Source organism: Streptococcus merionis DSM 19192 (genome assembly GCF_000380085.1).
Classification (GTDB): domain Bacteria; phylum Bacillota; class Bacilli; order Lactobacillales; family Streptococcaceae; genus Streptococcus; species Streptococcus merionis.
In genome coordinates, this window is the sequence record NZ_KB904546.1 from 26,671 (window position 1) to 47,483 (window position 20,813).

Consider the following 20,813-nt stretch of genomic DNA (forward strand, 5'->3'; position numbering starts at 1 on the left):
ATTTCAAAGGCTAGAACAGCGCCATTTGACAGTCATTTTCCGAAGCAGATGATTGTTTTTCTGTTTTCGATTTCAAAAAACAACCAACCGCTTGTGACGATTAGTTGTTGTGCTGTCATCATATAACTTCCATGCTGTTTTAGAGAGCAAGTAGCCATATCAGCCAACAGAACCTTCCATTTCATAAGCAATTAAGCGATTGAGCTCGACGGCATATTCCATCGGAAGTTCTTTGGTGAAGGGTTCGACAAAGCCCATGACGATCATTTCGGTGGCTTCACTTTCTGAAAGTCCGCGGCTCATGAGGTAATAGAGTTGCTCTTCAGAAATCTTAGAAACCTTAGCTTCGTGTTCTAACGCTACTTGTGAGTTGTGGATTTCATTAAATGGAATGGTGTCCGACTTAGAAATGTCGTCCATGAGAATGGTATCACACTCAATGTGGCTGACCGATTTTTGGGAATTGCGGTTAAAGGTGACCTGCCCACGGTAGTTAACGGATCCACCACCCTTGGCAATCGATTTGGAGACAATTGATGAGCTGGTATGCGGCGCATTGTGAATCATTTTTGCTCCCGTGTCCTGAGCTTGGCCGGTATTGGCAAAAGCAATTGACAACATGGTGCCACGCGCACCTGGTTCTTCTAGATAAACAGATGGGTATTTCATGGTGGTCTTGGCACCCAAGTTCCCGTCAATCCACTCTACAGTCGCATCTTTCATAGCCTTGGCACGCTTGGTTACAAGGTTATAGACATTGTCCGACCAATTTTGAATCGTCGTGTAGCGCATATAAGCTCCGTCCAAGGCAAATATTTCAACAATGGCTGCATGAAGACTGGCTGTCGAATAAGTTGGCGCTGTGCAACCTTCAACATAGTGAACACTGGCTCCCTCATCAACAATGATAAGGGTTCGCTCGAACTGTCCTGTCCCCTCATTATTAATGCGGAAATAAGTCTGCAAAGGAATCTCACACTTGACCCCTTTTGGCACATAGATGAATGTTCCACCTGACCACACCGCTGAGTTGAGAGCAGCCAGTTTGTTATCCGTTGGCGGCACTAGCTTAGCAAAATACTGTTTGAAGAGGTCTGGGTATTCACGCAAGGCTGAGTCTGTATCGGTGAAAATGATGCCGAGCTTTTCAAACTCTTCTTTCATGTTATGGTAAACCACTTCTGACTCGTACTGGGCTGACGCACCAGCTAGGTAAGCACGCTCTGCTTCTGGAATCCCAATTCGCTCGAAAGTTTCTTTGATTTTCTCAGGCACATCATCCCAAGACCGGGCTGGTTTATCAGACGGTTTTTGGTAATAGATGATCTCATCAAAGTCAATTTGGGAGAGGTCTGCTCCCCAAGTTTCCAAGTCCATTTTCTTGAATGTTTCATAAGACTTAAGGCGAAAATCAAGCATCCACTCAGGCTCGCCCTTGATCGCTGATAGCTCACGGATAACGGCCTCAGACAGACCCTTACCGGTCGAGGCTATTGGCTCAACATCATCGTGAAAGCCGTATTTGTATTCACCGAGATCAATCGGTCTTGGTTCTACTTTTTCGTTTTCAGACATAAGCGTCCTTTCTCATTTCATTCTTCTAAAGCACTGCCTTACTGTCGCGTTCCAATGCCTTTTTAAGGGCATTCCAAGACAGCGTCGCACATTTAATCCGCTGGGGAAACTTGGCAACACCTGCTAGAAGAGCCGCGTCTCCTAGATTCTTTTGTCGCTCATCTTCTTGGCCTTGAACCATTTGGGAAAAGACCTCCGCAAGCTCAAGTACTTCTGGAATCGTTTTGCCCAAAACACTGTCGGTCATCATGGAGGCTGATGCAGTGGAAATACTACAACCGTGCCCATCAAAGGCTATCTCTGCAATGCGGTCTTCTTCTAGTTTGACTGACAATTGCAGCACATCTCCACAGGTAGGATTATGAAGTTCTAAAGCTTCAACGCCTTCCAGTCGTCCTCTGTGATGGGGTGACTTGGAGTGCTCCGTAACCACAGCCATATAAAGGCTATCTAATTTAGAAAGTGCTGCCATGGAAATACTCCTTTGTCTTGAGGATCGCTTCAATGAATTTGTCACAGTCAGCCACCGTATTGTAAAGCCCAAAGCTGGCACGCACGGTCGAGGGAATGTCTAGATACTGGAGCAGGGGCTGGGCACAGTGATGGCCTGCTCGCACTGCTACTCCTTCGTAGTCTAGAGCCGTAGCCACATCGTGGGGATGGAGACCGTCCAGATTAAAGGCAATCACTCCCGCTCGCTCTGCCGGATTCTGAGGGCCATAGATGGTCACCCCTTCAACAGCAGCTAACTTAGGTAACGTATAAGCCATCAAGGCCTGCTCGTGGGCAGCTATCTGATTGACACCCAGCTGAGTGAGATAATCAATACCTGCTCCCAGACCTATGGCAGCAGCCATATTGGGCGTACCTGCTTCAAACTTCCACGGCAACTCCTTCCACGAGGCTTCCTGTCTGCTGACAAAGTCAATCATTTCGCCGCCAAATTCCACAGGATCCATCTCATCAAGCAGAGCTGCCTTACCGTAGAGAATTCCGATTCCTGTTGGCCCATACATTTTATGGCCTGAAAAAGCCATGAAATCAACGTCTAATTCCTGAACATCAATCGGCATGTGAGGAATTGACTGAGCGGCATCTAGAACCATCAAAGCACCGACTTCGTGGGCCAAAGCTGTGATTTCTTTGATCGGATTGATGCTGCCAAGGACATTAGATACATGCGTCAGGGAGATGATTTTAGTTTTAGCAGTCAGCTTGGTCTTAAAATCTGCCACATCCAGCTGACCATCTGCTGTCAGGTAAACATAGCGTAACTTGGCACCCGTTGCCTGACAAGCCTGCTGCCAAGGAATCAGATTGGCGTGATGTTCCATAATGGAAATCAAGACCTCATCATCTGGCTGTAAAAAGGTTCTAGCATGTTGCGCCACCCAATTGAGGCTGGTCGTCGTTCCTCTGGTAAAAAGGACTTCCTTGGTTGACTTCGCCTGAATGAAAGCACGAACCTTTTCTCGTGCTGCTTCGTAGGACTGGGTCGCCCGCTCTGCTAGGGTATGCACCCCGCGGTGGACATTGGCATTGTCCGTTTGATAATAGCGAAGCAACTCGTCTAGAACAGCTTGTGGCTTTTGGGTAGTTGCTCCATTGTCCAAATAAACCAGCGGCTCATCATTGACCAACTGGTCTAATATGGGAAAATCGTGCCGAATGGCTTGTGGATCAAATGGCATAGTCTATCTCTTCTGTAATTTTTCTTCTAGGACTTGAATCATCTCGTCGCGAACAGCTTTGACTGGGATTTCCGTGATCACAGCCCCTAGAAAACCACGAACGACTAGGCGCTCAGCAGTGGACTGGTCAAGACCGCGACTCATCAAGTAGTACATATCCTCAGGATCAACCTGACCGATAGAGGCTGCATGACCTGCAGTGACTTCATTCTCGTCAATCAACAGGATCGGATTGGCGTCTGAGCGCGCCTGATCAGACAGCATCAACACTCGGCTTTCCTGCTGAGCATCAGCCCCTTTAGCACCACGAATGATGTGACCAATACCATTAAAAGTCAAAGTTCCTCGCTCCAGGATAACCCCGTGTTGCAGGATATGGCCAACAGAATGGCTGGCATAGTTAGTCACCCTCGTGTCAATTCCCTGCACCTGACGGCCTGAGGAAATAGCGACTGCTTTTAGGGCTGCGTGACTGCCACGTCCGACAAGGTCGCTGTCAAAGTCTGCGATGACATTTCCTTCATTCATAACGCCAAGAGCCCAGTCAATATGCGCATCGTCCATGAGATGACCACGACGGCTCATGTAGGTCGTCACCTGCTCACCCAAACGGTCAATGGCTGCAAACTTGATTTGACTCCCTTCTTGGGCGATCACTTCCACGGCAATATTGGCAGACACCTTGGTATCCGATGGATTGATGGTTTCAAAACGCTCTAGGTAGGTAAATTTGCTATTTTTTCCGGCAATGATGAGCACACGTTTGTTAAAAGGGACAGCACTTGACCCATCTTGATAAAAAAGCCCTTCAATCGGTGCCTCAATCTCGACATTGTCTGGCACATAAAGCACAGCTGCTGAGTTAAAGTAAGCATTGTTATAAGCTGCCAGTTTGTCCTCATCATACTTGATGGCCTTAGAAAAATATTGCACGATGATCTCAGGAATTTCCTCTAAGGCCGTGTAAAAGTCTGTAAAGATAACTCCTGCCGCCATAAGCTCTGCTGGCAATTGCTCCAAAATAGTCTGAGTACCAACTTGAACCAACTTAGGATTGTCACCCAAGGCTGTAAAATCTGGCACCGTACCGATGGCTTCACTTTCTGCCAAGGTCCCGTCCCCCAGATTCCAGCGATGAAACTTGACCCGTTCAATGACAGGAAGGGGGAGGCTATCTAATTTGTCAAAAGCAGCCAAGCGCAATTGTAAGAGCCAGTCTGGCTCAGCATGCGCCGCTGAAAAGTTTTCGATGTTTTCTCTTGTCATTAGGACTCCTCTACTTGACGATCTCTTCTCCATCGGGATGGTTTACACTTCTTCTTCGTAGTGAAGTCCCAACTCATCTGCAATGTTAGCGTAACCTTCTTTTTCCAAGCGAAGAGCCAGCTCAGGACCACCAGAGAGAACCACGCGCCCTTCCATCATGATATGAACCACGTCAGGTGTGATGTAGTTAAGGAGACGTTGATAGTGAGTGATAATCATGGCACCAAAACCTTCTCCCCGCATAGCATTGATGCCTTTTGACACCACCTTGAGAGCATCAATATCAAGCCCAGAGTCAATCTCATCAAGCAGAGCAAAGGTCGGCTCCAGCATGAGGAGTTGCAAGATCTCATTGCGTTTTTTTTCACCACCTGAAAAACCTTCATTGAGGTAACGCTCTGCCATTTCTTCTTTCATGTTGAGAAGTTCCATATTGGCATCCAATTTTTTGATGAAGTCCCTGACAGAGATTTTCTCGTCATCTTCTTTGCCAGCATTCATAGCTGCACGCAAGAACTCAGCATTGGTAATGCCAGGAATTTCAGAAGGGTATTGCATCGCCAAGAAAAGTCCCATACGGGCACGCTCATCAACTTCAAGCTCCAAGACATTAATCCCATCAAAAAGGACTTCTCCCTCAGTCACTTCGTAATTGGGATTACCCATAATCGCGGCCGAAAGCGTGGACTTCCCTGTTCCGTTAGGACCCATGATGGCTGCGATCTCCCCTGTCTTTAGGGTCAAGTTCACCCCTTTTAAAATTTCCTTATCTTCGATAGAAACATGCAGGTTCTTGATTTCTAAAACGGACATCTGCTTCTCCTTTCCTTGTGCAAAACATTCTCTATCATTATAGCAAAAAAAGCCTCGTTAGGCTTTTGATTTGTTTTAGAACCCGTATTCACCAAGCAAGACGCTTTGACTCAGGAGATCGTTCTTCGCTAATTCAGCCATTTTTGAAAAAATTAACGATAGTAGCGAAAGACTAGCCTTGCATGAACCTGCTAAACTGTGAATACTGGCCCTCATTTGCGGCGACACTTCTGCCTATGCTTATCCAAAACTTCTTGACGATACCCACTATTGCCAATAAAACGCAACAAATTCAGAATCGGCGTCCGATTTTCCCCTAGAATTCCAATCAACTCTGCCAATAGCCAAATCCCAAAGATTAGGGCAATGACTAGTAAAATCCCTCCCAATCGACTAGAGATATTAAAGAGAAGTGAAATACTTGAAAAAATAAAGGAAATCGCATAAATCATAAGCACTGTTCCACGGTGAGTCAGTCCTAAAGACAGCAATCGGTGGTGAAGGTGCATCTTATCTGGTTCATAAAACTTTTGGTTCGACAAGGTCCTACGAATAATAGCCATGACCGTATCCGTAATCGGCACACCTAAAATAATCATTGGTGTCACCACTGCAACGGCTGTCGAATTTTTCAGCCCTTGAAGGGAAAAAACAGCAATCAAAAAACCAATAAAAAGCGCTCCTGTATCTCCAATATAAATGATAGCAGGATTGTAATTATAGGGAAGAAAGCCTAAAATAGCAGCAACCAGAATGAAAATCATCAGGGTCAGAAAAAGGTTGCTATCAAATAGAAAGAAATAAGACACAATTCCCATGGTAATCAAGGAAATAATGGACACTCCCGAAACCAGACCATCCAGACCATCCATAAGATTGACCGCATTCATAATAGCAACAATCCACAACACCGTCACAAAAAAGGTGACAACAGGATTAAACTCGATAAAGGGTCCACCAAAAGGAATCTTAAACTTATCAAAATGGAAATCTGTCATGGTATAAACCATGACCGCTGCAATCAATTGTCCCAGCAACTTCCACTTAGCAGACAATTCGACGACATCATCAATCAACCCAGTGATACCGACCACCCAGCTACTAAGAACAACCGGCCAAGCATAGTCCATAAAGCTACGCCCATGAACATCACTGACCTTAACAATCATCGGCAAAAAAACAAGTACCGCTAGAGAAAATGCAATGATAATCGCAAGACCGCCCGCGCTCGGCATGGGCACTGTATTGATCCGTCTAGCATTAGGCTGATCCACTGCACCGATTTTGACAGCAAACAACTTCACCAAAGGTGTCAAAAGTACAGCTATCATAAAGGTCCCAATAAAGACCAACACATACTGCAAGGCAAAAGGAATCATACGAGTTCCACCTTCTTGAGACGCTCAATAGCATCAACCTGTAACATGACATAGCCATGTTCCTGCAGGTAGGGACGTGTCACACCAGTGTCCTCTGCATGCTCCATAATTCGCGCATGCATAAAACTAGCATAACGAGGTGTCTCGTTCAAAAAGTCCAGCAAAATGGTCATATAGTAGGCACCGTTGTACTTATACAATTCTGATGTGTCCACTGGGTAATCCACACTCTTAGCAAAACCAATAGCCTCTGACAAATCCTTAAACCGCAGGGTGAAATAGACATAGCGGCTCATCTCTTCATCTTCTACTGCTTGCTCTTCTTGCGCCATCTGGCTTTCCAAAAGCTCTAGAGCTGCGACCGCCTTGCTATCTGCAGAACTCTTGCTCTTCAGCGTTTTTTCTAAGGTGCTAAAAAAATCATCAGGCGACAGATGGGAAATATCCTCAACGTTGGCCATCTCAGCCAAATCTTGAAAGTCCAGTTCCTGATCAATGTCTGACTTGGTCACAAAAATATCGAGTTTATCCGGTTTCGGTGTCACCCGAAAAGACAGCATTCCAGAATGTAAAAAATGCTCAGGCATCTCTAATTCATCCAAAATACTGTAGAAAAATTCTTCCGTTTTCTCCTGAGGAATCAGAAAATCAGACAATTCCATTCCTCGTGCTTCTAAATCGTCTAATTTTATCGTGATTTTCAAGGTTGATTCACTAATTTGCTTAACTTCCATAGGCTACCTCAATCCAACTTTAGCCATCTCATTTCAAAACAGTCTCTGATACTCAAAGAAAAACAGACAAGAAAACAAAGTTGCAGATAAAACTGAAGGTTATCTAGACGAGTTGACGATGTTTTCTCTTGATGTTCAAAGAGTATTCACATTATTTGAGCAGGCTTTAACATGTCCTAATATTATACCCAAAATTTCCTATTTTTTCAATGAAAAAAGGGATGGGAACAACTCTGATCAACTAAGACAGAGTTCGTCTTCCCACCCCACACAGTTGATAAGGTCATTTTTGAAACTTAATAAGCGCCAATCAGCAGTGACTGATAAGTTTGACGAAACAAGATGAGCAGGTCTGAACGTGATCCCAGTTCCTGATCGTCACTATAAAATCCATTTAACAACAGCATAACCTAAAAGCACAATCCCAAGTACAATTCGGTATTTCCCAAAAATAGTAAAATCATTTTTCTTGACATAATCTGTCAAGAAGCGAATGGCCAGCATAGAGATGGCAAAGGCAACCACCATGGCCACCAAAAGCACCATGACTTGTGTAGCTGTAATCGTCACGCCAGAGGCTAAGAGCTTGACGACCTTAAGAAGACTAGCCCCAAACATGACTGGAATCCCAAGATAAAAGGTAAATTCTGTCGCTACGGTTCTGCTAGTGCCATTTAGCATCCCACCGATAATAGTCGCCCCAGAGCGACTGGTCCCTGGAATCAAGGCTAAAACTTGGAAAAAACCAATCATCAAGGCTGTTTTATAAGACATTTTAGCAAGACTGGTCACTTCAGGCTCTACCCTGCGGTAACGCTCCAGCCAGATGAAAATCACACCGTAGACAATCAACATGGTTGCCACGACAGGCAGGTTATGAAAATTGGCATCCAACCAATCATCTAAAGGCAAGCCAATCACAACAGCAGGCAAACAGGCAATAACAACCTTGACCCAAAGCTGCCAAGTGAGCCGTACTTGGTTAGCCGTTTTTCCCCTTTTAAAAGGATTGAGACGGTCAAAATAAATGACCATAACCGCTAAAATAGCACCCAACTGGATGACCACATTGAACATCTCCATAAACTCAGGCGTGGCAGATTGAAATTTCACCCATTCTTCTAAAAGAATCAAATGTCCCGTTGATGAAATCGGTAGCCACTCGGTTATCCCCTCAACGATACCATATAAAATAGCTTTTATAATCTCTAAAATCACAAGATTTCCTCCCTTTATCTATACAGTCCTATTATAGCAGAATCTGCCCGAAAAGCAAAAAGACTGCGGGATGAAGTCTTGCCTAAAAAACAAAACGAACAAAGATAGCATTTCAATCCTCTGAAACCCTACTTTGTTCGCTTTTAGATATGATGCATTCAGAAATAGACATAGATAGCAAAGAAGTTCTAGACAATAATCTTTTGTCTCAATCTTTTTTGTCGTCCTCAAACAGTTGAGTAAGCTGAAAAATGATGCATGAGAACCCTATTAGCATTTGTTAATCTCCCAATCACCACACCTCATTCATTCGATAACGCTATGTTTGAAGAAGTCAATACTTTTTGGGACAAGTCTGAAAAACAAACTAGTAACTCAAATTACAGACCGTTGTAACTGCTGGCGATCTGAGCACCTACTTTGGCATTGTTGTAGACCAATTCAATGTTAGCCTTCAAACTCTTACCATCAGTCAATTCAACGATTTTGCCCAGCAAGAACGGCGTAATGTCTTTTCCAACGATGCCCTTGTCTTCAGCCTCAGCAACTGCTGTCTCAATAATCCCATCAATATAAGCTGCGTCCAGCTCATGCTCTTTTGGAATTGGGTTCACCACAAGAACACCACCATCAAGCCCCAAGTCCGTGCTGGTTTTGACAATAGAGGCAATGGTGTCTACCGAATCCGCAGAGCCATTGAGCTTGTAGGGACTAGTGCCTGTGTAGAAAGCTGGGAGAACATCAGTCTTGTAGCCAATCACCGGCACGCCCTTGGTTTCCAAGTATTCCAGCGTCCTTGGTAAGTCAAGGATAGACTTAGCACCTGCACAGATGACAGTCACTGGTGTTTGTGCCAACTCTTCTAAGTCAGCAGACACATCCATGGTCTCTTCAAAGCCACGGTGTACCCCACCGATACCACCTGTCACGAAGAACTTGATACCAGCAAAGGCGGCGCCAATCATCGTTGTTGCGACAGTGGTTGCACCGATACGCTTAGTTGCGATAACTTCAGCCAAATCTCGACGAGACACTTTTGCCACATTGTCCTCGGTTGCTAAGCGTTCTAGGTCAGCCTCAGATAGGCCAATTTTGTATTTGCCGTCCATGATGGCAATGGTTGCAGGAACCGCACCATTGTCACGGATAATCTGCTCAACGGTTTTAGCCATCTCCACATTTTGCGGATAAGGCATGCCGTGAGAAATGATGGTCGACTCCAAAGCCACAATGGGTTTGCCAGAGGCTTTAGCTTCTGCAACTTCAGGTGAAAATTCTAAGTAAGCATTAAGATTCATGAGGGAAAAGTTCCTTTCTTTCTTGTAAAAATGAGTGACGGGACAGATTTTTTCTGACCGTGTCTAGCGATTGAATGGTATGATACGCATTGGTCAAGCCAAATTCTAGAGCTGCTGCTGCGCTATAATCATTAAGCCAACCAAAGAGTACACCTGCTGAGAGAGAGTCGCCAGCTCCTGTGGCATCCACCATCTGATGGACTTTCTTAGGAAGCGATTGGCTGCGCTGCCCAGCTTGGTTAGCGTAAAGCATCGGCTCAGCACCGCGGGTAATCAAGACCTGCTTGACGCCAGTAGCAAGCCAGAGTTGGGCCAAATCTTCCAGATCTCCTCCAGACCCGATAGGCTTATCAAAGAAAGCTTCGCTCTCATCCTGATTGACAATGAGCCACTCAACACCGTCCAAATTCTTCGGTAGATGGATCATTTTTGGTGCAGAAACAGGAATGATGGCCAAAGCCAAGTCCCGTTCACGTGCAAGGTTGATCAGGTAAGCCAAACTTTCCTGTGGTAGGTTGAGATCTACAACCAGAGCTTTGCTACGACTGAGTAGCGTTTCATATTGCTCCAACCAGGAAACTGTCATCGTGTCACAGATGGCCATATTGGCAAGTGCCAGGCTCATCTCGCCATCAACATTAATAACCGCCGTGTAAGAGCTAGTTGCCTGATCAGGCACCACTTCGACCTGACGAAGGTTCATATAAGACTGCGAGGTAGCCTTGATCAATTCCCAGTCCTGATCATCGCCCGCACGGGAGAGCATGAGGACATTCTCACCAAGACGACCGAGATTCTCAGCGATATTTCGTCCAACACCACCTATCGACACGGTGCTACTGACAGGATTCGATGTTTTTAAGATCAACTCCTGCTGAGCGTAAAATTTACGGTCAACGTTCATCCCACCGATACAAACGACAGGCGCTTCATCATTGATAACATAGGCCCGCCCTAGCAAGTAATTTCGGCGAATCAAATCCGAAACCATATTGGCCACCGCAGAGCGTGACATCCCTATCTCGCTCGCAATCTCCTGCTGAGAATAAAACGGATGCTGGCGGATAATTTCTAACACAGCCTGTTCTTTCTCATTGAGAATAAAAACCACCTCCTATTAGACAATTGTTTAAAAAATGATTTTTGTTTACAAAGTTATTGTAACCCTTTTCCTCAAAATTAGCAAGAAAAAAACGTACCCTAAGTTCATAAAGGAAAAGCAAAATCTAACAAAAAGTGAACGATAATAATTTCTTTGAAACACAGGATGTTCCTTTTTATAATTATTTTCTACTTTTTAAACAGTATCCGCTCACATTTTTGATAGTGTTGGTTTTTTCAGCGGACTCAAACAAGAATCACTTGAATCTTGTAACCCTCAGAACCTAGTTGCAGGAGCTGATTGCCTCATCAATCTTTTAGCTGTCTTCTGATAATCTATTTCAACCTTTTTGATTTCATATTTCCGAAATATGTAGCGTTATAGCTGCCTTCTGCCTCTAAGCGTAAGTAGGTTTTGCACCTCGCCAGCTCCTCCGCTAATTCTTTACCCGCTCTTTTAAGATAAAAAAAGCCTGAGACACGTCTCAGACTTTTACATCCTAAAGATTAATTTTCATATTTTTCATGATTCTTATCATAAAAATCAATCAACCCAAGTGCTGTTGCAAATGCAATATTATCAATTTTTGCACGGCCTTGAGCAAGAGCAATAATCGACATTTCACGGGCGTTTGTTTCCTTGCTGATACGATAACCAGTCAATTTCTTCTCACGGACCCAATTGATAACGGCTTCTACTTTTTCGTAGTTCGTCATGTCATATTCCTCCTTCTAATTAAACTTTTTAGATTCTGATTATAGCACACCCTGTTTAATAAATCAAACATTTTATCATTTCGGTATATACCAAATGATCATTTTACTTTCAAAGCAGAGAGAATTTGAGAACGAATGTCATCCATAGCATTCGGTGAATTTGGTAAGAACAGGGTTTGATGGCCTTCGTTAGCAAAGGTATTGAGCGTATCCAGATACTGGTTAGTCAAAAGAATAGACATGATCTGCTCTTCTGTCAAGCTAACATTGGAATCCTTAAGCTCCTGAATAGAATCTGCCAAACCGTCCACAATGGCTTTACGTTGTTGGGCGATACCAACACCATGCAAGCGATCTTTTTCAGCTTCTGCTTCCGCAGCTGTGACGATTTTGATCTTATCAGCATTGGCCAACTCCTGAGCAGCTACACGTTTGCGCTGTGCAGCGTTGATCTCGTTCATTGATTGTTTTACCTCAGCGTCTGGCTCAACGCGAGTAATCAAAGTTTTTACAATAATGTAACCATAGGTTGACATCTCTTCAGCCACTTGGCGTTGAACTTCAAGGGCAATCTCGTCTTTTTTCTCAAAGAGCTCATCCAAGGTCAATTTAGGAACAGACGACCGAAGGGCATCTTCGATATAAGACTTAATCTGAGCTTCTGGACGCATCAGTTTGTAGTAAGCATCTGTGACATTGGACTCATTGACCTGGTATTGAGTCGCAATATTAAGGGTAACGAACACATTGTCCTGTGTTTTTGTCTCAACGACAATCTCACTTTGCAAAACCCGCAGCTGAATGCGCGCTGCGATACGGTCAATGCCAAAGGGAAGCTTAAACTGAATACCAGCTGTAGCCGTGCGCTGATATTTCCCGAAACGCTCAACAATTGCAACCGTCTGCTGCTTAACCACATAAATACCTGTTGCCAGAATAGCAACTAGCAAAAAAAGAAGTACCATAACAACTATTAAACTTACAAATCCGAACATCAATCTACCTCCTTAGTTAAGATACGCGAGCGTTATGCATTGGAAAATAAGGGAGTGAGCGATAAGCCTTTGGACTCACATATTTTACTGAGCACTTAGCTCAAGTTCAATTAGTTAATGTTTTTCATCTGTATTATACCATTGGGACAAATGCTTGTCAAGACTGACCTTGTGGGAATCACACTAGGTATATGAAGAAAACCAATCACTGTGTCGAACTGCTCTATCTCATATTACTTCTAAAATTAAGTCGTGCTAATCACAGAGAGTACCTATCATTATATCAACAACAAATAGATATTGGACATTAAACTCCGAAGCAGTCTGACAATGGTTGGTACGAGATGTTTTTCTTGGAGTATTAAAAATAGCGGAAGCAGACTTGGGCTAAGCCCAAAAATACTAACAATCAATAGTTATGAATACAGGTTCTGAGTATTAGAACAAGTCAATTATGGTATATCACTTTAAACAAGTCAGCTACTTTGGACCCAGCCTCATTGGTTGAGGCTGGGTCCAAAGTCTATCCTCCCTCTCATCGTTTGCGTAAACATCTCAGCGCAGTGGTTGGGAGTAAAGCTCGTTGGCTATGCCAACCTAGTCTTACCCTGCACAGATCATTAGGTGCTTTAGTGCCAATGAGCCACTGCTGAGTGGGCTCTAATCGTTTGCTTACTAACTGAACACGGCCTAAAAAGCTAGATAAAATTCTAAAATTTCCTAGAGTCAAATAGACTCTTCGTCAATTTTCTCATTTTTCTACGCTTTTCTTAACGGCCTTTGTATCTTGTAGTGCGCAACTCTTGGACAGCTATCGCATAGGTGGAACATCTGGGAGTGGGACAAAAATTGGTAAGCCAAAGGCTTCAATTTTATCGTCCCACCCCCGCAAGGCTGATTAGGCTTGTCAAAACCTACGAAGGAGGTGAATGAGAAGCCAATCAGCTACTGCGATTAGAGTTTAATGCTAGAAAGGGCAAGACGAAGATTCTTTTTGGTTTGAACCAGTGTTGCCACTGTAACTGTGCAGGGTGGGAAAACGAACTCTTTTTGGTTGCTTAAGTTCTCCCCCCCACTGCACGAAAAAAGCTAACCACCTTCTAACAAGTGATTAGCTAAAATAGGGCTCTTTAACGACTGCGACGTTTGAACCGTCCTAAAGTCACTCCTGCTAAAACAAGACCAAACATGCTATACAAGGCATGACCAGTGGAGTCACCAGTGGCTGGTAATGCTTTAACAGCTTTTGCTGATTTTATCATTCCTTTTTCTGGCATTTCGGCGCTTGGTTTTTCATCTAGCGCTTCTTTTTCTTTTGCTACTCCGTCTCCTTTTTCCATCTTTTCCTTTGGAGCTTCGGAATGCTTCGGAATGACTGTTGCCGTCACACTTGACGTCGGGTTATCCTTTTTCTTTGTTTCATCTTTATTAACAGCAGGATCTGTCTTTTTAGACTCTTCTTTTTGTTCTTTCTCTTTTGAAGGCGGTGTTTCTTTTTGATCAGTGTTTGGTAGAATCGGTTTTTAGGCGTCTTTTTGGGTATCCTTTTCGACATCTTCCACCTTGTCCTCTACGTTGTCTGCATCCTCATCTTCATCATCTTCGTTGCGTTCTGATCCAGGAATTGCTTCATTTTCGATAAGCCACTCCATAATACCTGGACGCATTTTGATGAAATTGGATTCATCAGGACCTCCAGTAGATAGCGTGCCGATCAATTCATTTTTCTCATTTAATAAAGCACTACCTGATTGCCCACCGTGTGTAAAGATGTCTGCTGTGTAGGTATAAGCGTCTTCTTTCGTAATGGTTCCAGAAGCTCCCCATTGAGACATGCCAACTGCATTTACAATTTCTGAAGGATAGCCTGATAAATGCACCTTTTCGCCAACTCTTGATTCATGCGTTTGACGGACTGGGACTACTCCTAAAACATCTCCGATGTGCTGTCCTTTACTATTAGGCTTAATTTTTAAAATGGCAACATCATACTTAAAAGCTCCATACCGACCATACCAGATTTTATGTGGGATAAACTCCTCAATTTCAAAAGTATCGAACTCTCCCTTTTCGTTTTTAAAGCCAACTGTGATATGCCCTTTGGTTGCCAATTTCCGATAATCATCTTCCACGCAATGTGCCGCTGTCAGCACTGTATCGCGTCCAATAACCGTTCCGCTACCATTGGACCACTTGGACTTCTCGTTTACATCAAAATAGTTCTCAAAATAAGCACTTACTCGGACCAAGGAACGATACGGTGCTAGATGAGTGTTCTCTGTCCTTGTTGTCGGATCGCCCTCTCCTATTGGATTTTCCTTTAATCTTTGTAGTTCTTCTTTTTTGATAGCCTCATGATCGACTTCTTCATAAGGTTTGTGCGGTGCGTAAGGTCTAGTTGTAGCGCTTTCTGTTTCGACAGAGGGCTTGCTCTCACCGGAAGAAACGGCACCGTCTTGCTCTCCATCTTTGGCCTCTTCTGGATTCTCCTGAACCTCTGGACGCGCCGTCTCACTCTCTGCTTGATTTTGTGCATGCAAGCTCTCTCCTGTAAAGAGTGGAAAATCCACCTTCTCAGCTGCCAAGACTTGATGTGATAGCATTAGCGCAGACAATACGGTCGCCACAGTCGCTGTAACCCTAATAGTATTTTTTCTCATTTGATTTTATCGTATCCTTTCTAACTTTTCATGCAAAGACAGGCTTTACACAAAAAACCAATAGCAAACAGCTATTTTCTGAAATAAATAAACAAGATTCCTAAATTCATTTTTGAGCTAGCTTTAAAAATTAATATAAGTTAATCTTTGTTTTAATATAACTTAATAACAAAAACTTATCAATATTTTCCAGAAAAATTTACAAAAAAAGTAGACGTAGAAAGTTCGGTCGCAGAGCACAACCACCTTCAAGCAAAACCTTTATCAATACAATTTCCTAGCAAATATCAAAATACACTCTTAAACATCGCAAGAACAGATTTTTGTTGGCTTGTTTTCTCACTCTATTTTTTACAGAAAAAGTAGACCATGGCTATTGTGAAATCCTATAGAGTATTGTATGCTTAGGAAGATACATTATTTTGGAGGAATACCTAAAAATGGAGAACAACTCTTGTTCAAATAAAAAACGATTGATGTCTTTAATTGCTGGTATGGCTTTGCTGCATGCTCCGCAAGTATTAGCACAAGAGCAAGTCGATAACGTTTCACAAGAAACGATGCCAGAGCAAGCAACACTTGTCTTGCAACAAGACCAGCAAACAACAGAAGTAACGAATGAAAATACTCCTGTCACCAGTGACAAACCCGAAGCGGAAGAACCCACTAGCTCACCATCTGAAAACGAAGTCGTCACAGAAAAAGCGATTTCCATTGTGGATGAGGTAGACCCTTCTCATGTGAAATCTATGTGGGAAGCTGGCTATGATGGCAAAGGAACTTTAGTTGCCGTTATTGATACAGAGTTGGACGGCAAGCATGAAATGCTTCAGTTGGACACAACAGAAGATGCGCGATTCCAAAATAAAGAAGCCATGGAAAAGCAAAAAGCAGAACACGGCGTCACTCGAGGTCAGTGGGTAAATGATAAAGTCGTCTTTTACCATGACTACTCAGGAAGCGATGCGCCTTCTATGCTACACGGTACTCATGTCACAGGAATTTTAGCGGGAAACTCGAAACAGGCAAGTGCTGGCTCTTATTTATTGCAAGGGATTGCTCCACAAGCCCAAGTGATGTTTCTAAAAGTCGGAAAAGACCCGAAACAATCTTTTGTGCGAGAAATTCAAGATGCGATGGCTATGGGAGCCAATGTCATCAATATCAGTTTGGGTAGTTCAGCAGAGGCTATTTCACAGCTAGATAGTAGCACCTTGGAAATCCTACAAAAAGCAAGAAAACAAGGCATTGCAATTGTGGTTGCCGCAGGAAATGATGGCGCTTTTGGAAAGGAAGTTTATAAACCTTTAGCAGCCAATCCTGATTATGGATTAATTGGAACACCTGCGAATACAGATGATGTCTTTACAGTAGCTGCTTATGCAACACCTCGGATAGGTGCTGTACTTGAAGTCAAATCAGAAGACAAAGCACATGAACTTTTAGTTCCTTTGTCCTATCCATTACAAAAAGACGTTTCTTACTCGTTAGAATACCTTTCCAAAGGAGAACAAGCAGACTATCAGCAAAAAGATGTCAAAGGGAAAATCGTCTTAGTTGAGCAAGAAGGCAATCTGACGCTAAAGCAAAAAATTCAATTGGCGCAAAGACAGGGAGCAGCAGGCATCTTAGTCCTTAGTCAGCCAGACCAAAAGACATCAGTGGCACTTCCTTATGTGGAAGATATGGTGACGGGTGTCCCTAATGCTAAAGACAGTCAAGCCTTAAAAGCAATGCTCCAGGGCAAACTATTCTTTACTGGAAAATACAGCAAAAAGACTGATCTAGTTGAGCGCTATATGGATACTTTTTCAAGCTGGGGCTTGACACCAGAAGGCAATATCAAGCCAGACATAGCAGCGCCAGGACATGAAATTTACTCGGCAATGCCAAATGGTCAGTATGCTACTGTCTCTGGCACAAGTATGGCCGCTCCTCATTTGTCAGGCGTTGTTACCTTACTTCAGCAGCATGTTGCCAAAAAGTTTGCACATTTATCACTTTCACCAGAGCAGAGATTAGATCTTGTCAAAAAGATTTTATTAAGCTCAGCCAATCCGCTTTGGAACGAAGAGACTAAGGCTTACTATTCACCGCGTCAACAAGGCGCTGGCGCAGTGGATGCTAGAAAAGCATTAGCCGCAGACATGTACTTAGCTTCTGAAAACGATGAAGCTAAAATTCATCTCAAAAATGTCAGCGATCAATTTGAGATAAAAGTCAAAGTAAAAAATCTAAGCCAACAAGCTCGTACCTTAACCTATCAAGCAGATGTGATGACAGATAAAGTGGAGGACGGTAGTTTCACGTTAACCTCTCGAGCTTTATTGAGCACAACACCGCAAAAGCTTGTCATAGAAGCAAACAGTGAGAAAACCATCTCCATTCCTGTTGACACCAGTCGTTTTACGAAAGAACTGCTCGAACAGATGAAAAATGGCTACTTTTTAGACGGATTTGTTCGTTTTCACGAAGTCGGTGGTCAGCAGGATTTACTTTCCATTCCATTTATCGGATTTCATGGAGACTATACGAACTTACCAGCTTTAGAGTCGTCTATTTATCAAAGTACAGATGGGCAAACGTTTTACCGTCGCCCGCAATCGAAAGAAACAGCACATGAGTTTCCAGTAGATGATTTTAAAGAACTCAAAGAAGAAGATTTTACAGGCTTAAAAACAACCTTTACGCCTTGGTCTGTTGTCGAACATGTGAAGTCTGGAGGTTATGCAGAAGAGTCAACGGAATCTTCTCCCAATGCACTATTGGGCTCTTATGAAAAAGTAAGTGATGATACTGTGCGTTTGCTCCGCTTTAAAGATGGCAAACCTTACCTGCTTCTTTCTCCTAATGGTGATGATAATATGGACGCTATCACACTTCAAGGATTGTTCCTTCGAAATGTCAAAGATTTGAAAGCAAGTGTTTATGACGCCAAAGATATGTCAAAACCAATCTGGGAAAGCGAGCATGCAACGCAGTTTATCCGTAAGAACTTTGCACCACATGTCGGTGTTAAAGAAACGACTTACGAAAGTACTAAATGGGATGGCAAAGATGCGACTGGTAACTTTGTGCCAAATGGCACTTACATTTATCGTGTTACCTACACACCACTTAGCACAGGGGCAAAAGAGCAGTCTACCGACTTTACGATAAAGGTTCATGTGACTCCTCCACAGCTTCCAGCAGCAGCAAAGTTTGATGAAAGTAAGCGTTTGGTAGAGTTAGCTGCTGAAAAACAGTCATCTAATGTGGAGATTTATCGTAAGCGACTTGTATACACTTATAAAATAGCTGACGAAGAAAATGGCACAATGACTGGTGCAACTTACTTTGATAGCAATGACAAGGGACAATTTATTCTCCCTGCTCAGTTTGAAAACACTCTAACAGGTGAAATGGAAGTCTTGACGCCAGAAATTATCAATCAATTGACCTATGTGGTTGAAGATATGGCTGGAAATTATAGTGCCATTCCATTAAAGGAATTGTTGAGCCGACCAATGCCAAAAGAAGAACCTGAAGAAATGAAGCCAGAGAATCCCAAGCAACAAGACAACGGGCACTCAACTGAGCCGAAAAAAGAACAAGAGCAGGATCAGTCGTCTAAACAACTCCCACCGCTCTTCAAACCACATCAGCCACTTCCAAAAATGGATACGATGACGAAAAAGAGCGACAAAACCTCTTCTCAGCCGAGAGATACAATGCCTGATTCATCAGAAAGTGTTCAAAAAGAAGCGATGGCAATGACGAATCCTGAAGCAGAAAAAGTCCTTCCTCAAACCAATAGCACTTCTAATCATTCGTGGCTAATTGGAGTCTTCACGCTTATCTCTACCTGCTTCTTTTGGAAGAAACGCTCAAAACAATAGAAAAACCTAACCACTAGACTTTTCCTAAGCCCAGCGCGAACTCGATTTATTTCGAACGGGAAGCAAAACCCTAAACCAATAAAACTGCATGAAAACAACGTTTACCAACGTTGCGTTCATGCAGTTTTTAATGTTTAATTAAGAGAGTGGCCATTGAATCTTTAAACTCAACGTTTTACCAAATAGCTTCGCTTAAATTGAGTTAGCGTATTTTCAAAATAAATACGACTGACTAAAATGGGGTTAAGCTAACCTTTCACAAGCTAGCAATTCTTTCGAGTCCCTCAATATCCTGTAAACCAGCGCAACCAATCTTTTTTTTTGAAGCGGTAGACGTATTTCAAAGTAACGAAAGAAGTTACCACAAAAAGCACTAGCAACCAAACTGGTAGATAAAGGACAATCTTTGACACAAACATGGTGAACCATAGAAGTGTCAAAAGAACAGAAGCAATGACTAGCTTATACCAGCGAAATCCCCTGCCATCAGCCAAATTAAGCGGGGTTGCCAAAGACAAAGCAACTAATGTTGGAGGGATAGGGACATCTCTCCAACTATTTCCAAGCAAGATATTCAAAACAAGCATAAAGATTCCCCAATAAAAGCAGCTACACAAAAACCATTTGATCCAGTTGTGGATATATTCTTTAAAAGTCATGCGTTTAGCTCCTCTCTTTATTGATTGTTCGAGTTCTTTCCCACTCCCACTACTCCTTTAGCTAGTAAAGACGCTTTAAATGCCAGATTTCAAAGTTAATTCGTTTTGTCATTTTTATTATAGCACTTTTGTAGCTTTATTTCAAGAAAGCGATTTCTTTTTTGTAGGACAAATGCAACAAGAAAGTCAATCATTGAAAACAAGAAATGTAGCATAGACAGGATTCCTAAACTATGCTATACTGGAAAAAATTTTGAGGAGGTCTTGCCATGGAAACTTTACGCTTAGTGACTCCCAGCCTTGATTGGGAAAATGAAATCTTAGCTTACAAAGTAGCTTTTGCAAACGAGCATCTATACGGAGGAAATCGGCTGGCTGAGATAGAGAACGTTGAAGACTGGCTTATCCACTTGGAAAAAGAGTCTTCCTACGCCACCTGTCAGAATGGACGCTCCCCATCCTCAACCTTTCTTTGCATTCGAGAAAGCGATTCAAAAATGGTTGGCATTTGCAATATTCGTCATGATATAGTCATTAAGTTTTAAAATAGTATTCAAAACATTCGGAAATGCTAGAGAGTTTTCTTAACAGCTCTGTTATATGGTACTTCAAAACTGCCCAAGTTTGTTCAATTGGGTTTAGTTCAGGGGAATAAGGTGGTAGTGGCAAAAAATAGTGATGATGTTGAATACAAATGTTATCCAGTCTGGATTTGGGATGAAAGGAAGCATTATCCATAATCACAAGATGAGGTTCCCTTAGGCTAGGGATCAACTGTTGCTCAAACCAAGCGACAAAGAAGTCACTTGTCATACTCTCTTTATACATC

General features: G+C 43.0%; 17 protein-coding genes and 1 pseudogene. 2 read left to right on the forward strand and 16 right to left on the reverse strand.

From position 1 onward, the window contains the following. Positions 1 to 159: 159 nt before the first annotated feature. From sufB to A3I5_RS0105585, 14 genes are all read right to left on the reverse strand, one after another. Positions 160 to 1,575 (reverse strand): Fe-S cluster assembly protein SufB, encoded by a 1,416-nt coding sequence (gene sufB, locus A3I5_RS0105515; RefSeq protein WP_018373626.1) that lies wholly within the window; start codon positions 1,573 to 1,575, stop codon positions 160 to 162. A 25-nt stretch (positions 1,576 to 1,600) separates the two neighbouring features. After that, complete coding sequence (sufU, locus tag A3I5_RS0105520) at positions 1,601 to 2,047, reverse strand: Fe-S cluster assembly sulfur transfer protein SufU (protein WP_018373627.1); 447 nt, start codon at positions 2,045 to 2,047, stop codon at positions 1,601 to 1,603. Next, positions 2,031 to 3,266 carry a cysteine desulfurase gene (locus A3I5_RS0105525; RefSeq protein ID WP_018373628.1) on the reverse strand — a complete coding sequence of 412 codons (1,236 nt, stop codon included), beginning with the start codon at positions 3,264 to 3,266 and terminating at the stop codon, positions 2,031 to 2,033. The genes sufU and A3I5_RS0105525 overlap by 17 nt, the downstream gene beginning before the upstream one ends. Before the next feature lie 3 nt (positions 3,267 to 3,269). Continuing rightward, on the reverse strand, positions 3,270 to 4,532 hold the full coding sequence (gene sufD, locus A3I5_RS0105530) for a Fe-S cluster assembly protein SufD (protein ID WP_018373629.1): 1,263 nt from the start codon (positions 4,530 to 4,532) through the stop codon (positions 3,270 to 3,272). Positions 4,533 to 4,574: 42 nt separating this feature from the next. Continuing rightward, positions 4,575 to 5,345, reverse strand: a complete 771-nt coding sequence (sufC, locus tag A3I5_RS0105535) for a Fe-S cluster assembly ATPase SufC (protein ID WP_018373630.1) — start codon at positions 5,343 to 5,345, stop codon at positions 4,575 to 4,577. Positions 5,346 to 5,557: 212 nt separating this feature from the next. Then, on the reverse strand, positions 5,558 to 6,724 hold the full coding sequence (locus A3I5_RS0105540; protein WP_018373631.1) for a glycosyltransferase family 4 protein: 1,167 nt from the start codon (positions 6,722 to 6,724) through the stop codon (positions 5,558 to 5,560). Then, positions 6,721 to 7,458 carry an adaptor protein MecA gene (mecA, locus tag A3I5_RS0105545; protein WP_018373632.1) on the reverse strand — a complete coding sequence of 246 codons (738 nt, stop codon included), beginning with the start codon at positions 7,456 to 7,458 and terminating at the stop codon, positions 6,721 to 6,723. Before mecA ends, A3I5_RS0105540 begins: the two co-directional genes overlap by 4 nt. A gap of 381 nt (positions 7,459 to 7,839) precedes the next feature. Then, entirely contained in the window at positions 7,840 to 8,694 is an 855-nt protein-coding gene (locus tag A3I5_RS0105550; protein ID WP_040834618.1) for an undecaprenyl-diphosphate phosphatase, read from the reverse strand. Positions 8,695 to 9,056: 362 nt separating this feature from the next. Then, positions 9,057 to 9,974 carry a pseudouridine-5'-phosphate glycosidase gene (locus tag A3I5_RS0105555; protein WP_018373634.1) on the reverse strand — a complete coding sequence of 306 codons (918 nt, stop codon included), beginning with the start codon at positions 9,972 to 9,974 and terminating at the stop codon, positions 9,057 to 9,059. Then, positions 9,964 to 11,085: a carbohydrate kinase gene (locus A3I5_RS0105560; protein WP_018373635.1), complete on the reverse strand. Its 1,122-nt coding sequence runs from the start codon at positions 11,083 to 11,085 to the stop codon at positions 9,964 to 9,966. Before A3I5_RS0105560 ends, A3I5_RS0105555 begins: the two co-directional genes overlap by 11 nt. Before the next feature lie 497 nt (positions 11,086 to 11,582). Then, complete coding sequence (locus tag A3I5_RS0105565; RefSeq protein ID WP_018373636.1) at positions 11,583 to 11,792, reverse strand: capsule biosynthesis transcriptional regulator; 210 nt, start codon at positions 11,790 to 11,792, stop codon at positions 11,583 to 11,585. 98 nt (positions 11,793 to 11,890) lie between these two features. Beyond that, on the reverse strand, positions 11,891 to 12,787 hold the full coding sequence (locus A3I5_RS0105570; RefSeq protein ID WP_018373637.1) for an SPFH domain-containing protein: 897 nt from the start codon (positions 12,785 to 12,787) through the stop codon (positions 11,891 to 11,893). Positions 12,788 to 13,917: 1,130 nt separating this feature from the next. Next, positions 13,918 to 14,127: an LPXTG cell wall anchor domain-containing protein gene (locus A3I5_RS0105575; RefSeq protein WP_018373638.1), complete on the reverse strand. Its 210-nt coding sequence runs from the start codon at positions 14,125 to 14,127 to the stop codon at positions 13,918 to 13,920. A 183-nt stretch (positions 14,128 to 14,310) separates the two neighbouring features. Next, positions 14,311 to 15,447: a trypsin-like serine peptidase gene (locus A3I5_RS0105585; RefSeq protein WP_018373639.1), complete on the reverse strand. Its 1,137-nt coding sequence runs from the start codon at positions 15,445 to 15,447 to the stop codon at positions 14,311 to 14,313. Between the two features lie 476 nt (positions 15,448 to 15,923). Between A3I5_RS0105585 and A3I5_RS11670 the strand changes: the two genes are divergently transcribed. Beyond that, positions 15,924 to 19,325, forward strand: a complete 3,402-nt coding sequence (locus A3I5_RS11670) for a S8 family serine peptidase (RefSeq protein WP_018373640.1) — start codon at positions 15,924 to 15,926, stop codon at positions 19,323 to 19,325. 284 nt (positions 19,326 to 19,609) lie between these two features. On the opposite strand, the gene A3I5_RS0105595 is transcribed toward A3I5_RS11670, so the two are convergent. After that, positions 19,610 to 19,984 carry a hypothetical protein gene (locus A3I5_RS0105595; RefSeq protein ID WP_018373641.1) on the reverse strand — a complete coding sequence of 125 codons (375 nt, stop codon included), beginning with the start codon at positions 19,982 to 19,984 and terminating at the stop codon, positions 19,610 to 19,612. Positions 19,985 to 20,253: 269 nt separating this feature from the next. On the opposite strand from A3I5_RS0105595, the pseudogene A3I5_RS13060 reads away from it, so the two are divergent. Next, positions 20,254 to 20,359: pseudogene (locus tag A3I5_RS13060) on the forward strand (GNAT family N-acetyltransferase); the annotation flags it as partial. Positions 20,360 to 20,518: 159 nt separating this feature from the next. Here the strand turns inward: A3I5_RS13060 and A3I5_RS0105610 are convergent. Next, positions 20,519 to 20,813, reverse strand: a 295-nt coding sequence (locus tag A3I5_RS0105610) for a transposase (RefSeq protein ID WP_018373644.1), incomplete at its 5' end; no start/stop codon positions are given.

Coding starts and splice junctions, on each gene's coding strand:
- sufB (WP_018373626.1), bottom strand. CDS start 1,575: ATGTCTGAAAACGAAAAAGTAGAACCAAGACCGATTGATCTCGGTGAA.
- sufU (WP_018373627.1), bottom strand. CDS start 2,047: ATGGCAGCACTTTCTAAATTAGATAGCCTTTATATGGCTGTGGTTACG.
- A3I5_RS0105525 (WP_018373628.1), bottom strand. CDS start 3,266: ATGCCATTTGATCCACAAGCCATTCGGCACGATTTTCCCATATTAGAC.
- sufD (WP_018373629.1), bottom strand. CDS start 4,532: ATGACAAGAGAAAACATCGAAAACTTTTCAGCGGCGCATGCTGAGCCA.
- sufC (WP_018373630.1), bottom strand. CDS start 5,345: ATGTCCGTTTTAGAAATCAAGAACCTGCATGTTTCTATCGAAGATAAG.
- A3I5_RS0105540 (WP_018373631.1), bottom strand. CDS start 6,724: ATGATTCCTTTTGCCTTGCAGTATGTGTTGGTCTTTATTGGGACCTTT.
- mecA (WP_018373632.1), bottom strand. CDS start 7,458: ATGGAAGTTAAGCAAATTAGTGAATCAACCTTGAAAATCACGATAAAA.
- A3I5_RS0105555 (WP_018373634.1), bottom strand. CDS start 9,974: ATGAATCTTAATGCTTACTTAGAATTTTCACCTGAAGTTGCAGAAGCT.
- A3I5_RS0105565 (WP_018373636.1), bottom strand. CDS start 11,792: ATGACGAACTACGAAAAAGTAGAAGCCGTTATCAATTGGGTCCGTGAG.
- A3I5_RS0105570 (WP_018373637.1), bottom strand. CDS start 12,787: ATGTTCGGATTTGTAAGTTTAATAGTTGTTATGGTACTTCTTTTTTTG.
- A3I5_RS0105575 (WP_018373638.1), bottom strand. CDS start 14,127: ATGGAAAAAGGAGACGGAGTAGCAAAAGAAAAAGAAGCGCTAGATGAA.
- A3I5_RS0105585 (WP_018373639.1), bottom strand. CDS start 15,447: ATGAGAAAAAATACTATTAGGGTTACAGCGACTGTGGCGACCGTATTG.
- A3I5_RS11670 (WP_018373640.1), top strand. CDS start 15,924: ATGTCTTTAATTGCTGGTATGGCTTTGCTGCATGCTCCGCAAGTATTA.
- A3I5_RS0105595 (WP_018373641.1), bottom strand. CDS start 19,984: ATGACTTTTAAAGAATATATCCACAACTGGATCAAATGGTTTTTGTGT.